Below are 15900 nucleotides of genomic sequence, written 5' to 3' on the forward strand. Positions count from 1 at the left end.
CGTTAATAGGCAAAAGTCGTCTTAATACCAGAACCGATCAAGAGCACCCCGATCACTGCCAAAATCAAACCAGTCATGAAGCTTGATCCAAGTGACATCACACCAAAAATAGCAAGCAACAAGCCAATAATAATGTTTGAGAGCTTGTATTCTTTTGAAGTGTAAACGTTTGACACACTAGACAATGGTGAATTATCCTTTGTCATTCCAGCAGGAATCAGACCAAAGAAAATCGTATTTTGCATCCGGACCTTTAAAATATCATCATCCGAAACAAACATGTTTCCCTTAACCCATGGGGTAATCAGACTTACCGCAAAGTCTTTGTTCTTTGATTTAGCAATTGATTCAACCAATTTTCCTTCTCCTTCTAAATAAGTAATGCAACATTACAGTTTTGCAAACGTTGTCCACAATTAAAATCGGATAATAGGGACGATTTAGTAAGATAGAAATCAAATCAAATGGTTCAGTTTTTAAGTTGCTAAAAGGGTTCGTAAATATTCGAAAATAAATACAAGGCAGCACAAGCAAAGCTAAGTTTAGTCTATCACTATTCTAGATAAATTCAAAAAAATGCTTAAAAAAGCAAAAAGTCCGGCTTTTAGCCAGACTTTTTGCTTTTTCTTTACTTCTTTTCCGCCTTTTCCCGAGCGATATCACGATCCATGATTTCCTTCAGGTACTTGGCCGTATAAGATTCTTTACTCTTGGCGACTTTTTCAGGGGTCCCGGTGGCAATAATTTGGCCACCGCCAGCGCCTCCTTCGGGGCCAAGATCAATGATCCAGTCAGCGGACTTAATCACATCCAAGTTGTGTTCGATAACCGTCACCGTGTTCCCGTTGTCCACCAGACGGTTGAGAACCTGCAAAAGGCGCTCGATATCGTCGGTGTGCAAGCCAGTCGTTGGTTCGTCCAAAATGTAGATGGTCTTACCGTTCGTCCGACGGTGCAATTCGGAAGCCAGCTTCATTCGCTGCGCTTCCCCACCGGACAAAGTCGTGGCGGACTGCCCCAACTTCACGTAGCCAAGGCCAACATCCACAATCGTTTGCAAGCGACGGGCAATCTTTGGAATTGGTGCAAAGAAGTCCAAGGCATCCTCTGCCGTCATGTCTAAGACGTCCGAAATCGTCTTCCCCTTATAAGTCACTTCCAAAGTCTCGGAATTGTAACGAGTGCCATGACAAACCTCACAGGCCACGTAAACATCCGGCAGGAAGTTCATTTCGATTTTAATGACACCATCACCGCGACAGTTTTCACAGCGCCCCCCCTTCGTATTGAAGGAGAAGCGGCCCTTGGCATACCCACGCAGCTTGGCTTCGTTTGTTTGGGCAAAGAGTTCCCGAATATCGTCAAAGACGCCCGTATAGGTCGCCGGGTTCGAACGAGGCGTTCGTCCAATTGGCGACTGGTCAATGTCGACGACTTGTTCGACGTTTTCGACCCCTTCAATCTTCCGATAAGCACCAGGCTTGTTTGAATTCTTATTCAGCTTCTGCTTTAAGGCCCGCTTCAAAATCGTATTGACCAAGGTCGACTTTCCAGAACCGGAAACCCCGGTTACCGCAACGAATTTACCGAGTGGGAACTTGGCCGTCACGTTCTTCAGGTTGTTTTCCTTGGCACCGCGGATAATGATCTCTTCCCCATTACCCTTTCGACGAGACTTTGGCACGGGAATGAACTTCTTTCCAGACAGGTACTGCCCCGTCAAAGAATTTGGATTCGCCATGACCTCCTTTGGCGTTCCGGCGGCCATGATTTGACCACCGAGTGAACCGGCTCCAGGGCCAACATCGATCAGATAATCCGCCGCGTTCATCGTGTCCTCATCGTGTTCAACGACAACCAGCGTGTTCCCCAAGTCGCGCATGGCCTGCATGGAAGCCAGCAACTTATCGTTATCCCGCTGGTGCAACCCAATCGAAGGCTCATCCAATACATAAAGCACACCGGACAAGTTGGCACCAATCTGCGTTGCTAAACGAATTCGCTGGGATTCCCCACCCGATAAGGTGGCAGCAGACCGGGACAAAGTCAAGTAGTCCAAACCAACGGATTGGAGGAAGCCCAAACGATCGCGGATTTCCTTCAAAATTGGTTGGGCAATTTCTTGGTCCTGCTGGCCGAGCGTTAAGCCGTTAAAGAAAGTCAATTCATCATTAACGGGCAAGTTCGCCACGTCCCCAATGTTTTGCCCAGCGACTTTGATTGACAAGGCCGCCTTATTCAAGCGATAACCATGACAAGCTGGACAGGTTAGCTTCGTCATGTATTGGGCCATCACCTCACGGGTAAAGTCGGAATTCGTTTCCTTAAAGCGACGCGCAATGTTGTTCATCACACCTTCGAAGGGTTGATCAACGTCACGCACCCCACCAAAGTCTGAATTGAAGTGGAAATGAAAGTTTTTTTCACCCGAACCATAGAGAACCATTTCCTGCTGATCCTTTGGTAAGTCCTTAAAGGGGGTGTTCAAGTCAATCTTGAATTGCTCACAGAACTGCTCCAGCAAGGCGGGGTAATAGTTCGATGAAATCGGGTTCCAAGGCGCAATCGCCCCTTCTTTCAAAGTCAGTGTATCGTCTGGAATGACCAAATCAATATCCACTTCCTGGTTTGAACCCAAGCCCTGACAAACAGGGCAGGCCCCATCGGGCGCATTGAATGAAAAGAGACGGGGCTCCAAACGTCCTGGGCGGAAATCCTTTAATTCCCCAAGGTAGTGATCCGACAGACGAAGGCTGTCTTGAACTTCTTCTCCCTCACGCGCAACGGGTTCCAAGACCACCAGCCCATTGGCCAAATTGGTCGCCGCTTCAATGGAATCAAACAGTCGTGAACGCGAACCATCCCGCAAGACCACACGGTCAACCATTACCGAAATGTCGTGGAACTTGTTTCGATCAAGCGTCAACTCATCTTGGTCATCCAGCTCGATGACTTGTCCATCGACTTTGGCACGGAGGTACCCCTGCTTTTGCATCTTTTCAAAAGTCTTTTGGTGCGTCCCCTTCTTGTGCTCGATGACGGGGGCAAAGACCTGCAGGCGCGTCCCTTCGGCCAACTGCTTTTGCACATAATCGACCATCTGATCGATGGTCTGCATGATCTTTGTGCCATCCGCCGGGTCGTCCGGCTTCCCAACGCGGGCAAAGAGCAAACGGAAGTAGTCGGCAATTTCAGTCACCGTTCCAACCGTTGAACGGGGGTTGTTCGACGTCGTCTTCTGGTCAATCGAGATGGCTGGCGATAAGCCGTCAATCGAATCAACGTCGGGTTTGTCCATCTGCCCCAAGAATTGGCGGGCATAGGCTGACAAAGATTCAACATAACGTCGCTGACCTTCGGCATAGAGTGTGTCAAAGGCCAAGGAAGATTTACCGGAACCGGATAGCCCCGTCACAACGGTCAATGATTCCTTGGGAATATCAACATCAATATTTTTTAGATTGTGCGCACGTGCGCCTCGAATTTCAATTTTGTTCTTAGCCATTTTATCCTCTACTTGTTAAAAAGTCCCTTTTAGACTTCATCGTTCGATCGGGCGAATCGCCTTTAACGACCCGCCTGCTTTTTCAATTTCATGATGTTATCACGAACCTTTGCCGCGGTTTCAAAGTCCAGCTCCTTCGCAGCAGCTCGCATTTGGGCGGCCAGGTTCTCCAAAATATCGGTCTGATCCGACTTTGGCAAGTCCGCAAAGTCGACCTCGGTCATATCAACGGATTCCGCCGCCTCGCTTGGTTTCGTCGAGGAGATTAAGTCACGAATATCCTTCTTGATCGTTTGTGGCGTAATGCCGTGTTCCTTGTTATAGGCCATTTGGATTTCACGACGACGGGCTGTTTCATCCATGGCCCACTTCATGGACTTGGTTACCTTATCGGCATACAAAATCACGTGTCCGTTAGCGTTACGAGCGGCACGCCCAATAGTCTGAATCAGCGAGCGTGGGTTACGCAAGAAACCTTCCTTGTCAGCATCCAAGATGGCGACCAGAGAAGTCTCTGGCACATCGATTCCTTCACGAAGCAAGTTAATCCCAACGAGGACGTCGTACTTACCCAAGCGCAGTTCGCGGATGATTTTTGTTCGCTCCAACGTCTTAATATCCGAGTGCAGGTAGGCAACTTTGATTCCCACATCCTTTAGATAATCCGTTAAGTCTTCGGACATGCGCTTTGTAAGCGTCGTGATAAAGACACGCTCGTCCTTTTCAATTCGCTTATTAATTTCACCAACCAGATCATCAATCTGCCCCATTACTGGACGGACCTCAACTTCTGGGTCCAGCAGACCGGTTGGTCGAATGATTTGTTCGACGACATCCTTTTTAGGGACTCGTTCCAGTTCATAATCACCCGGGGTGGCCGACATATAAATAATCTGGTTAACGTGCTTTTCAAATTCCGGCAACTTAAGCGGCCGGTTATCCAAGGCTGATGGCAGTCGGAAACCATAGTTCACCAAGGTTTCCTTGCGCGCCTTGTCACCGTTATACATACCGCGAACCTGTGGCATCGTCACGTGACTTTCATCCACAACAATTAAAAAGTCATCCGGGAAAAAGTCGAGCAACGTGTAGGGCGCCTCGCCCTTTTCTCGGCCGTCCATCCACCGTGAATAGTTTTCAATTCCAGGTGTAAAGCCCATTTCCTGCAGCATGGCCAAGTCGTATTCCGTTCGTTGACGCAATCGTTGGGCTTCGAGCAACTTGCCCTCTTTTTCAAAGACCTTGAGCTGCTCCTCCATCTCTTCTCGAATGCCAATCAGAGCCTGTCGCATCCGCTCATCATCGGTCATAAAGTGCTTAGCTGGATAAACTGCGACGTAGTCCTTTTCAGCAACCACCTGTCCAGTAAGGGCATTAACTTGGCGAATTCGATCAATTTCATCACCAAAAAATTCGACACGGAGTGCCAACTCATCTTGCGATGATGGGAAAATTTCAATAACATCACCGCGTACCCGGAAGGTTCCACGTTGAAAGTCGATGTCATTACGTGCAAACTGAACGTCAATCAAGTCGTGCATTAGCTGGTTACGACCGTATTCATTGCCCACTCGCAACGAAATGACGTGATTCTTGTATTGATGGGGATCACCCAATCCAAAGATGGAGGAAACGGAGGCCACCACAATGGTGTCGTTTCGTTCAAAGAGCGAAGCCGTCGCCGAGTTACGCAACTGATCGATTTCATCGTTAATCGCCGAATCCTTTTCGATAAAGGTATCAGAGGATGGCACATAGGCCTCGGGCTGGTAGTAGTCATAATATGAAACGAAGTATTCGACCGCGTTATTCGGGAAAAACTCCTTCAATTCCGAATACAATTGGCCTGCCAAGGTTTTGTTGTGCGACAGCACAAGGGTTGGCTTGTTATTTTGCGCAATCACATTTGAAATCGTAAAAGTCTTTCCGGTTCCGGTTGCCCCCAGAAGGATTTGTTCTTTTTCGCCGTTTTTCAGGCCATTCACGAGGTGGTCAATCGCCTTTGGTTGATCACCGGTTGGTTGGTACTTTGAGACAACGTGAAACTGTTCGTCTGTTCGCTTTGGTTCAACCATTTTTGCCTCCTGAACGCAATTAACATTTAGCTTTAGTATAACAAAAAACGAACAGATGTTCTATATCTCACATCTGCTCGTTTTTTATTTTGTATCGAACGCACTACTTTAATTCTGGTGCGCTCGTCTGGTAATCGCCCGTTGTTGTCTGGTAGTTATTTCGTGCCAGAAGCGAGGTTGGGTTCGATTTTTGATTCTGCTTCAACGACTTTAACGCAGAAGCCTTTTGATAATCATAGGATGATTTATCGACCGTATAGGCGTTCAAACGATTCTTGTCGAATCGTAGTAGATCGCCGGTAATGACTTTGTCCGAGTAAGAAAGAGACTTATCCGCATAAGCCTGAACTCGTTTAGCCGTTGCCTTCAAAGCCGGATTCGACGCCATCGAGAGCTTCTGTCCCGTCTTCGTGTCGTAGTATTCTGTTCGATACTTAGTAAAGGTAGGCGTGACCCAATCACCGTTACGGAAGACGACGGTTTGTGGATTTTGCTGTGAGAGCAAATCGTGTCCGAAAATCGTCAAGCCGTCAGTTGAGACACCAAGCAAGTGCAAAAGTGTTGGCATCATATCAATTTCGCCACCGTAGGTGTGGTTAATACCACCTTGCAAACCAGTACCATGAATCATGAATGGCACCTTTTGGAAGTTGGCCAAGTCATAGTTGTTCACGGAATCCTTACCCAGCAACTTAGCGATGGCTGGTTGGTGGTTTTCAGAGATACCATAGTGGTCCCCATACAAGACAAAGGTCGAGTTATCGTACAAGCCCGTCTTCTTCAAGTAGGCCATCAATTCCCCGAAGGCTTCATCCAAGTAATGGGCCGTTTGCACGTAGCCATCAACCGTCGAATCACCCGTCTGGGTAGCTGGGAAGTCCGTGTTTTCCTTATCCAAAGTATATGGATAGTGGTTCGTAACCGTAATCAACTTCGCATAGAAAGGCTGTGGCAACTGTTCAATGTATTGGGCAGTGTCCTTCAAGAAAATCTTATCCTTCAAGCCGTAACCAACGGAGTAGTTGGCCTTATCGGAATTTGGATAGTAATTCTTCGAGAAGAAGTAGTTGTAACCAAAGGACTTGTAGGTATTATTTCGGTTCCAGAAGGTCGAAACATCCCCGTGGAAGGCAGCCGACGTATAGCCCTGCTGACCAAGAATACCAGGCATGGCCTCAAAGGTGTTTGAACTACCATACTTGGTCATTGCCGAGCCAGTGGACAAGCCATAGAGGGAGTTTTCTTGCATCATTTCGGCATCGGACGTCTTTCCCTGCCCAACCTGGTTATAGAAGTTGTCAAAAGAAAGCGTGTTTTGATCGTGATAGAAGGCGTTCAAGTTTGGCGTCACTTCTTGTCCATCGACTTTGTAGTCAATCAAGAACTGCTGGAAGGACTCCAAGTGAATAACGAAGACGTTCTTCCCCTTTTGCGAACCATAATAAGAGGTGTTGGCTGGAATGTTATTCTCGTTAATAAAGTTTTGAACCGTTTTGAGGTCCTTAGCCGTCGCTTCCTTACGAGAATCCGACTGCTTTTTTGTTTGAAAAGCATTAAAGGCAGCATATTCGTTTAAGCCCAAATACTTCACGATGTAGTTGTTGTCAAAAGAACGCGTCAGCAAACCGGAACGGTCGACCGAAGCAATCCCAAAGTCAACAAACATCAAGGCAACCCCAAGGCAAGTTGTCAAGAAAGCATAGCGTTTGGCCAAGCCCTTCTTATCAATGGGCCAAAACTTAAAGAGTAAGCAAACCGCCAAAACAATCAAATCGACATAAACCAAAAAGTCGGTTGGCCGAATAATGGCCACAATCGATTTACCTAGGTTATTACCCGTCGATGAACCCGATCCAAGAATACCAAAGGACAAGAAGTCCGAAAATTCTCGGTAGTAAAGCATGTTGGAAAAGAGCCAGAGCGTTTGAATTAGGTTAAAAAGCCAAACTAAAAAGTAAGCCAAGCGACCACGGAAATAAAGGGCAATCCCAAGGAGAATAATCGCCGTTGGGATTGGATTCAATGCAAGCAGGAATAGCTGAACCGGACCCGAGGCCCCCAACGAAAAGTTAGCGAAGTAATTCAGGTAGGTCTTCAACCAAACCAAGATCAGGTTTAGAACAAAAAAGCCAGTTAGGCTGGTCCACCAAGGGCCAGAAGCTTTAATCGTTGACCAGGTAAAACGCTTTTTAACGGCATCCATGAATTTGTGTAACATTTTTTTATTCCTCACAAAAACTGACCTAGAAGGTCAGCTGTACATCACGAAGCAAATCGTATATTTCAATGGCAACTAAATCGACGTCATCAAAATGATAATGCTTTTTCAAGCGGTGGTCCAAAATATCCCAATCCTGGTTTTCCTGATCATAGGTGACCTGAAGTAATTCGAGGCCGTAAAGATCGAAGCGCCGTTTTTGAAAGCGACCGTCCTTTGCCTTTTCCATGGCGAACAAACGCTTTAAAATATCTTGTAATTGACTCTTTTCTTCAGACATATCAACCTTTCTTTGCTTCCTTTGTCGGAATGACATAGGCCAAAATACCAGCAAAGAGACCGAAGTAATACGTAATTAAACGCCAAATCAAAATCACGAGGACCAAGGTAGCCGGATTTTTAACAAAGGGTGTAAAGAGCAATTGGAAGGACAGCTCCGCACCACCAACGCCACCTGGAATTGGAAAGAGCGAGATGACCATGACAATCATAATGTTCATGGCAATAATCAGCCAAGGATTAACCGAGGCGTAACCAAAGGCTCGAATCACAAAGTATGGCACTACGTAGAGTGCCATCAACTGCAAAGCCGTGTAGATCGTTGCCACGAACAAGGAGCGGCCGGAACGAAGCACTCGTTTCGACTCCTCATGAAAGCTCATAATCTTTTGCTTGGCGCCTTCCTTTACTTGCGGAATACTCTTTCCCTTGTAAAGTCCTGAGATTAATTTAGCACCAAGGTCAACGACTTTCAAGGACAAAGTTGGCCAAAACATCACTAATAAAATGCCAAGGATGACCACGGCGTGAATCGCGATGGCAAAGGGAATGAAGGTGGCAAAGGCCGGGTTAACGTTTTGATAGATAAAGTTCTCAGCGGCAAAGTAGCCAACAATAAAGAACAAAACGACGACAACTTGATACACTAGGAACTTCATCAAAATGACAGAAAGTGCTCGTGAAGCCGGCATCTTGCCCCGTGTCAGCCCGTACAATTGGGCCGGTTGACCACCAGTTGCAAAGGGCGTCAAACCCACCCCTAACTGATTCATCAATGGCACACGAATAAGCGTCCCAAAAGAGGTTTCCGACCGGTCTTTTTGGCTAAGTAAGGCGTGCGTCGCAAAGGCTTCTAGCACTAAGGAGGCAACCATCATAAAAAAGCCGACCAGCAAAAAGCGCCAGTCCAAAACCTTTAAGGCCGCTTCGAGTTGCTTTCCACGACCGGACAGCTCATTAACCAAGTAATAAATGACCAAGCCCGTCGTCAGTAAGACAATGACGGCGGAAATTTGATTTCGACGTGACATAGGGTGAACTCCTTAAGCGTGGTGATCCGATAGTCCGAGATGAACCATGCCGTTTTCGTTCAATGGCAGTGTTTTCTCGTCCAAAGTCGCCCGGTAAACCTGACCTAATACCTCACCAACTTGGTGAAGGTCACGCGCCTTGGCAACTTGATAACCGGCTGCCGTCAAGTCTTCTTGTTGTCCCGAAAGAATGGCGACCATTTGCTTGTCAAAGTCATCCAAGTCACTTGCTTTATAGCAATTTTCTTGGTCGACCAGCCAACCATCATAGACCGGAATGTCCCGAACTAACAAGCGCTGCTTTGAGGCCAACGCTTCCAGCACAACGATACCTTCGGTTTCTTCATATGACGGATAAAGAAAGAGATCAGCACCCGCATAGGCGCCTTTGATAATGTCACCCGTAATGTAGCCAGGGAAAATCAGGTTATCCGGATGATGTTCAATGGCTTCCCGAACCTTGGCTGGCACAATGGCCAAGTTCGTGCTACCAAACCAAATAAAGGTAATTTCAGGATGGCGCTTGGCTAATTCGATAAAGTCAAAGAGACCCTTGCGTTCGAAGAAGAGCCCCACAGACATGACAACCTGCTGCCCTTCCTTGATATCAAAGTATTCCTTATAGGCTTGAATCCGTTTGTCATCGGGTTCGTATTTTGTTAAGTCAATCCCGTTTGACACGGGGTAAATGGGTTGCTTCAAACCGTAGTTTTCAAGTAATGACTTGGAATAAGGGGTTGGCGTCACCAAAGCATCCGCTCGACTGTACAAGGCAACCAAATACTTCTTATATAGCGGTGCCAGCAGGTTCGAGCCAAAGAAGGAATTACGGAAATCCTCATAGGTCGAATGGGCGTGGTAAACCACCTTTTTCCCCATCTTATGCGCCTTTTTCACCATGTGCATGGAATTAACACCGTAGGTGTTAATGTGCAAAACATCATAGTCAACGCATTTCGGGTCAGTCGTCACCGTCACGTCAGCAACTGGTCCAAGGGCTGCTTGTTGCAAGCGCATGGCCCGTCCGATACCCGATTGGGCAATCCATTTTTGATTTTCAAAGTATAAAAGGACTTTCAAAGTCAATTTCTCCTAAATGGGTTTCGTAACAATCGTTTGATATAGCCGATTTCGTCGTCATTCAACTGATCGGAATCATCACTATTTTCATCTTGCTGATAGTTGTCGATAACCTCGCGGTAAAAGGCAAGGACGCGGTTTGCAAACGTCGTGGCATCCACGTTTTTAACAGCCGCCTGGCGGATCTGACGATCTGCTTCAGTGGCTGGCCGCTGCAGATAGGCCTGCATGGCATCGCGAAAGGCATCATAGTCGTCGACTAGCTGACCAATGGCTGGGTCCGTTACCAACTGATCCAAATAAGGCGAATGAATGGCCACAAATGGTCGGTCCGAAGCTAAGGCCTCAATAAAAGTCAGCCCCTGTGTTTCAGAATCAGAAGACGAGACAAAGACCGTTGCCAAACGGTAATAGTCGGCCACTTGATCGTGGTCAATCATCCCAACAAAGGTAATCGAATCCTGTAAACCAAGATCTTCCACCTGCTCTTGCAAGGACTTTTTAGCAGGGCCATCCCCCGCAATAATGAGACGGGCATCTGGCAATTGTTCTAAAATTTCGGAAAAGGCCGAAATCGTCATGGCGATGTTTTTTTCAAAGGCCAAACGACCCAGCGACAAGGCAACTGGCGTGCCTGGCTTGATGCCATACTTGGCGTGCAAGTCTTCCTTACCAGCGCCCAGTTCCTTGACGGCAACACCCGTTGGAATCACGGGGATTGGAATATCATCCACACCATAGGAGAGCAAGCTTTCCTTTACCCGCTCCGATGGAGCGATGCAGCCATCCATGGATTTCAAATAGGCTTTGACCAAGTGTGAAACGGCTGATGGTTTTAAGAGCATTCCCCGGGCCACGTAATGGGTGTAGTCCTCATACATGGTGTGGTAAGTATGCACGGCCGGAATCTTTAATCGACGGGCCACGTATTTACCAATCAGGCCAAGTGAAAACTCCGTTTGGGTGTGGACAATGTCCAAATCGAGTTCGCGGGCGATCTCGACTGCCTGAATGAGGCCACGAAAAGTTAATCGACGGTCCTTGAAACCAAAGTATGGCAAAGAAGAGAAACGGTAAATCCCCTCCTCTGGCGTATGCTTATCAACTTTTGGATCCGTTGTTGTAAAAATATAGACGTCGTGTCCTTGTTCTTCCAAGGCATCTTTCAAAGTTTGAATGGACGTCGCTACTCCAGAAACCTGTGGGAAATAGGTATCCGTGAATAAGCCAATTTTCATGGTTTGCCCCCATTGCATCGTGTCGCTAAGCGTAATGCTAACATTATACCATTTTTAAAGACCCCAGCCAAAGCAGTCCCCGTTTAATCAAAGACCATTTGGTTATAGTAAAGCTCGGCATAGAAGCCTTTTTGCGCAATTAATTGATCATGCGATCCCTTTTCAATCACGCGACCGTCCTTCAGCACAACGATCTGATCGGCCGACAAAATCGTTTTCAAACGGTGGGCGATAACAAAGGACGTTCGGTCCTTCATCACGTTTTCCATCGCCCTTTGAATCTTTTCTTCGGTCACGGTATCAACGTTAGCCGTTGCTTCATCTAGGATGAGCAAATCGGGATTGGTCAGAATCGTTCGGGCAATCGACAGCAGCTGCTTTTGACCGGTTGAAAAAAGGTTATCCGCGCCTGTCACCATCGTCTCGTAACCCTGCGGCAGGGTCATGATAAAGTCGTGAATGTTGGCTTGCTTTGCCGCTTCCTCGACTTCTTCTTGGCTAGCATCCGGTTTCCCGTAGGCGATATTATCGCGAATCGACTTTGAAAAGACGACGGATTCCTGCAGCACAATGCCGACGCGACTGCGAAGTGAGCGCAAATCAAAGTCGGCTAGCGACGTGCCATCATAAGTGATCTCACCAGCAGTTAAATCATAAAAACGATTCAACAAATTCATCACCGTGGTCTTACCGGAACCCGTTGGCCCCACCAAAGCGACCATCTGTCCCTTCTTAACGTCAATGGAAACATCCTTTAGGATTGGCCGCTCCGGCTGGTAAGCAAAGTCAACGTGTGACAACACCACACCATCTTTCAATGGTCCGGCCACTTTCTTGCCATCGTTGACTTCGTTTGGCTTTTGTTCAACATCCCGAATACGGTTCGCACCCGTGATGGCCAACTGAAGTGGGTTATAAATGGCAGTCAATTGAGAAATGGGTTGGAAATACTGCTGTGAGTAGGTGACAAAGACAACGATTAAGGACAACCCCGCCGCCTTATCCATTCCATTATGCAAAACCAACCAGGATCCAAAGAAAATCACAATGGCTAAGTTCAAAAGCGAAAAGCCCTGCATCAATGGCGATAAAAGACCAGAATAGAACTGGCCCTTCTGGCTAGCCTGACGGACTTTGTCATTATATGGGGCAAAGGCGTCAATGGAAGCCCGCTGCTGGCCTTCAGCTAAGAGAACCGCTTGGCCGGATAGTTGCTCGTTAATGTAACCGTTCAAATCGCCAGTTGCTTGTTGCTGCTGCTCAATTTGCTTACGGGCCTTATTGACAATCAAAAGGGCAACCAAAATGGCCAATGGTGACAAGGCCATGGTGACCAGAGCCATCGTCAACGACTTTTCCATCATCATCCAAATGATGCCAAGGAAGAGCACACCCTGGGAGAAAATCTGAAAAACCGCCGAGTTCATCGCGTTAAAAACATTATCCAAATCGGAGGTAAACAGCGACAAAATCTTACCATCCTGGTGAGAATCAAAATAACGAATAGTTTTCTTTTGTAAGTTTGAGAAAAGGCCCAAGCGCATCTGACCAACAGAATCAGAAGAAACGCGGGAAATCACAAGGCCCGAGAGGACTAAGCCGATTTCAGACAGTAGGTAAAACAGTACCATGGCCAGCAAGGCCTGGTAAAAATCATTCAAGGAGGCATGACCACCTGGCGTGAGTGCCGCGGTCACATATTTCGTCAAGGCTGAAATCGCATCCCCCAGGTACAGCGGGGCCTTAATCTGTGCATAGGTACCAGCCAAAACAAAGACAGCAGCCACCAACAAGCCCTTCCAGTAGGGCTTCAGGTAGTTGATAAAATAAGCAATCGCTTCTTTTAATTTATTCATGGTCGGCCCCCTTCCCCTTTTGGCTTGCATAAATTTCTTGGTAAATCGGGCTTTGATCGAGCAGGTCCTGGTGAGAACCAACGCCCACAATCCGGCCCTCATCGAGAACTAAAATCTGATTGGCGTGGATAATCGAGGCAATCTTTTCGGCAATAATCACCTTTGTCGTCTTCGAAAAGTCCTTCTCTAAGACTTCTTGCACGCGCTTTTCGGACCGGGCATCCAGTGCCGAGGTCGCGTCGTCGAGGATTAAGAGCCGGGGCTTTTTGACCAGGGCACGAGCCAAGGACAGACGCTGTTTCTGACCACCAGACAGGTTAGCCGATCGTTCGGAAATCTCGTGAGCGAGGCCATCTGGGTAGGCCTGAACAAAGTCCTCGGCCTGCGCCGCCCGTACGGCAGCAGCTAATTCTTCTTGACTAGCATCAGGATTTCCCATCCGTAAGTTTTTTTCAATGCTTCCGGAGAAAAGAACGGGCTTTTGCATCACGATGCCCACGGCCTGATGCCAATCACTGGCCTGAATATTCTGAACATCCTCGCCGTCAATGGTCATCGTTCCAGCTGTCGGCTGGTAGAGCCGAGCTAACAACAAGGCCAAAGTCGACTTTCCAGAACCCGTTGAGCCAACGATACCAAGCGTTTGTCCGGCTGCGAGTTCGAAGGACAGGTCCTTTAGAACGGGTTCTTTTGCTTTTGGATAGGTAAAGGAAAGCTTTTCAACCCGCAACCCCTTGGTTAAAAAGGCCGCCTTGTCGATTGGCTGACCCGCCGCTTCTTTATCAAGACGGGCTGTTTCTTCTGCCATCACCGACCCGATACGCTTTAATGACACAAAGCCACGGGAGGCAAAAGTCGAAATCATCCCCAGCATCAAAAGAGCCATCAGAATTTGGTTCAGATAGGTAATGAAGGGTGTGATTTTTGCTAACTGATCGGGGGCTTCTTTAATCGAAGTGGAAATAAACAGCAAAGCCGCCGCGATCGCTGCATAGGAAATCAACATAAAAATCGGGAACATCAGGTTAAAGAGGTAGCCGATCCGGCGGTTAACCGCCGTTAATTCATTGGTGTTATCGGCAAAGGACGCCTCTTCTTGCCCCTGTTGGTTAAAGGACTTGACCACCCGAACGCCGGCGAGGTTTTCTTGGGCCAGGGTGTTGTTTTGGTCAATGAGTTGTTGAATCTTGCCAAAGTAACCACCCATCATAGAAAAGATGCGTTTTGAAGACAACACAATCAAGGCAATCATTAACAAAACCACCCACCAAAGGGAAGGCAGCGTCCAGATAGCTAAGATAATGGCACCCAAAAACATCATGGGCACTCGAAGAACCATTTGCAACATCTGCATCACCAGTTGCTGCACTTGGTTAATATCATTGGTCAATCGAACCACTAAATTAGCCGAACTGTATGACTGGACCTGTTGAAGCGAGAAAGCCTGGATTTTTTCGTACTCGGCTCGTCTGATGTCGGCTGCGACACCTTGTGAAACCTGGGAGGCATAGTAGGTGCCCGTGATACCTGCGGCAATCCCCACAAAGGCTAAGGCCAATAGAAAAACACCATTTTTCAAGATCACATCGGATTGATCTTGAATAATGGCCGTCATCATCTTTTCCAAAAACTGTGGCTGAGCCAAGGTTGAAGCGGCTAACAAAGTCACCGAAAGCACGGCAACAATGATTTTCTTCCAATAGGGTTTTGCGTATGTCAGGAGTAATCCCATCTTGATACTTCCAATCCGGCAATGTTTTAAAAAGGACTCTTCCACTGAAGAGTCCTTTTGACGGTTTTCCGTCGATTTTGGGCTTTGCCCACTGCCAATTTTCTTTCACTTAGCTTACCACCATTCAGGCAAAAGATAAACGTCCTTCCATGGACAGAAAATGACTTTCGCACCATTTTTACAAGGAATCGTCATGTTGCCGACTGGAAAAAAGGGAGAAGATGAGTAGAAAGGCCCCTAACAAGACCAGCAAAAGGGTCAAAAAGCCCGGGACCGTCTGACAAACGGCTGGATAAAAAAGGATGGTGAAAGCGGCCCCAATAATTAAAAAGCAAGCGATCAGGGCACGAAGGTAAATAGCCGACATAAAAGCTCCAATCCGTCATGACAAGGTGTTGCTCGAAAAGAATTCTTCGCCTGCATTATAGCATCTCCGTGACCCTTTTGGCGGCCTTGAACCAATCTTATACAAAGTGTCTTTCTTTGTCTAAAATACAAAAAAAGACCACCTTTTCGGTGGCCTTCATCGAAAGACAATTAGTCTTCCTTCTTATCATCAGCTGACTGAGCTTCTTCAGCAGGTTGAGCCGTTTCTTCAGTCTTTGCAGCTTCTGCGTTCTTAACGGAACGAATGGCTGTCAATTCAAAAGTCAAGATAACGCCTTCACAGTCCAAATCAACGGTCTTTTCGGCTTCGTTAACGCGGTCGACTTTGGCGTGCAAACCACCAATTGTCACAACGTCGGAGCCCTTTACCATTTGGTTCTTCATTTCAGCTTGGCGTGCCTGTTGCTTCTTTTGTGAACGAGACATCCACCAGATCATCACAACGACAAGGACAAGGGGTAGGATAAAGCTTTGCATAAAGTTACTTCCTTCTTTTAAT

Annotated in this window: 12 protein-coding genes; all 12 read right to left on the reverse strand. The window is 47.2% G+C overall.

Features of this window, described 5'->3' with window-relative positions; genetic code table 11:
• Positions 1-2: 2 nt before the first annotated feature.
• Positions 3-356 (reverse strand): hypothetical protein, encoded by a 354-nt coding sequence (locus G6R30_RS05060; protein ID WP_238476802.1) that lies wholly within the window; start codon positions 354-356, stop codon positions 3-5.
• A 272-nt stretch (positions 357-628) separates the two neighbouring features.
• Positions 629-3505 (reverse strand): excinuclease ABC subunit UvrA, encoded by a 2877-nt coding sequence (uvrA, locus tag G6R30_RS05065; protein ID WP_213822122.1) that lies wholly within the window; start codon positions 3503-3505, stop codon positions 629-631.
• Between the two features lie 62 nt (positions 3506-3567).
• The gene (gene uvrB / locus G6R30_RS05070) at positions 3568-5580 is read right to left on the reverse strand and encodes an excinuclease ABC subunit UvrB (protein WP_213822124.1); all 2013 of its coding nucleotides are present in this window, start codon (positions 5578-5580) and stop codon (positions 3568-3570) included.
• Positions 5581-5683: 103 nt separating this feature from the next.
• On the reverse strand, positions 5684-7798 hold the full coding sequence (locus G6R30_RS05075; protein ID WP_238476803.1) for an LTA synthase family protein: 2115 nt from the start codon (positions 7796-7798) through the stop codon (positions 5684-5686).
• Between the two features lie 25 nt (positions 7799-7823).
• Positions 7824-8078, reverse strand: a complete 255-nt coding sequence (locus G6R30_RS05080; protein WP_213822126.1) for a DUF1797 family protein — start codon at positions 8076-8078, stop codon at positions 7824-7826.
• 1 nt (position 8079) lies between these two features.
• Positions 8080-9108, reverse strand: coding sequence for a lysylphosphatidylglycerol synthase transmembrane domain-containing protein (locus G6R30_RS05085; protein ID WP_213822128.1), 1029 nt, complete (start codon positions 9106-9108; stop codon positions 8080-8082).
• A gap of 12 nt (positions 9109-9120) precedes the next feature.
• Positions 9121-10188 (reverse strand): LTA glycolipid anchor biosynthesis glycosyltransferase, IagA/BgsA family, encoded by a 1068-nt coding sequence (locus G6R30_RS05090; protein WP_213822130.1) that lies wholly within the window; start codon positions 10186-10188, stop codon positions 9121-9123.
• A gap of 2 nt (positions 10189-10190) precedes the next feature.
• The gene (locus G6R30_RS05095) at positions 10191-11426 is read right to left on the reverse strand and encodes a glycosyltransferase family 4 protein (protein ID WP_213822132.1); all 1236 of its coding nucleotides are present in this window, start codon (positions 11424-11426) and stop codon (positions 10191-10193) included.
• Positions 11427-11509: 83 nt separating this feature from the next.
• A complete protein-coding gene (locus G6R30_RS05100; RefSeq protein WP_213822134.1) occupies positions 11510-13282 on the reverse strand; it encodes an ABC transporter ATP-binding protein in 1773 nt (590 codons plus the stop codon).
• A complete protein-coding gene (locus G6R30_RS05105) occupies positions 13275-15014 on the reverse strand; it encodes an ABC transporter ATP-binding protein (protein ID WP_213822136.1) in 1740 nt (579 codons plus the stop codon). The genes G6R30_RS05100 and G6R30_RS05105 overlap by 8 nt, the downstream gene beginning before the upstream one ends.
• 178 nt (positions 15015-15192) lie before the next feature.
• A complete protein-coding gene (locus tag G6R30_RS05110; RefSeq protein WP_213822138.1) occupies positions 15193-15381 on the reverse strand; it encodes a hypothetical protein in 189 nt (62 codons plus the stop codon).
• A gap of 170 nt (positions 15382-15551) precedes the next feature.
• Positions 15552-15878 (reverse strand): preprotein translocase subunit YajC, encoded by a 327-nt coding sequence (gene yajC / locus G6R30_RS05115; protein WP_213822140.1) that lies wholly within the window; start codon positions 15876-15878, stop codon positions 15552-15554.
• Positions 15879-15900: the final 22 nt, after the last annotated feature.

Origin of the sequence: Fructobacillus parabroussonetiae (assembly GCF_018437265.1) — a bacterium.
Lineage (GTDB): Bacteria > Bacillota > Bacilli > Lactobacillales > Lactobacillaceae > Fructobacillus > Fructobacillus parabroussonetiae.

Bases quoted from the DNA above. Each gene is read 5' to 3' on its own strand.
- G6R30_RS05100 (WP_213822134.1), bottom strand. From the start codon at position 13,282: ATGAATAAATTAAAAGAAGCGATTGCTTATTTTATCAACTACCTGAAG.
- uvrB (WP_213822124.1), bottom strand. From the start codon at position 5,580: ATGGTTGAACCAAAGCGAACAGACGAACAGTTTCACGTTGTCTCAAAG.
- uvrA (WP_213822122.1), bottom strand. From the start codon at position 3,505: ATGGCTAAGAACAAAATTGAAATTCGAGGCGCACGTGCGCACAATCTA.
- G6R30_RS05110 (WP_213822138.1), bottom strand. From the start codon at position 15,381: ATGTCGGCTATTTACCTTCGTGCCCTGATCGCTTGCTTTTTAATTATT.
- G6R30_RS05095 (WP_213822132.1), bottom strand. From the start codon at position 11,426: ATGAAAATTGGCTTATTCACGGATACCTATTTCCCACAGGTTTCTGGA.
- G6R30_RS05085 (WP_213822128.1), bottom strand. From the start codon at position 9,108: ATGTCACGTCGAAATCAAATTTCCGCCGTCATTGTCTTACTGACGACG.
- yajC (WP_213822140.1), bottom strand. From the start codon at position 15,878: ATGCAAAGCTTTATCCTACCCCTTGTCCTTGTCGTTGTGATGATCTGG.
- G6R30_RS05105 (WP_213822136.1), bottom strand. From the start codon at position 15,014: ATGGGATTACTCCTGACATACGCAAAACCCTATTGGAAGAAAATCATT.
- G6R30_RS05075 (WP_238476803.1), bottom strand. From the start codon at position 7,798: ATGTTACACAAATTCATGGATGCCGTTAAAAAGCGTTTTACCTGGTCA.
- G6R30_RS05080 (WP_213822126.1), bottom strand. From the start codon at position 8,078: ATGTCTGAAGAAAAGAGTCAATTACAAGATATTTTAAAGCGTTTGTTC.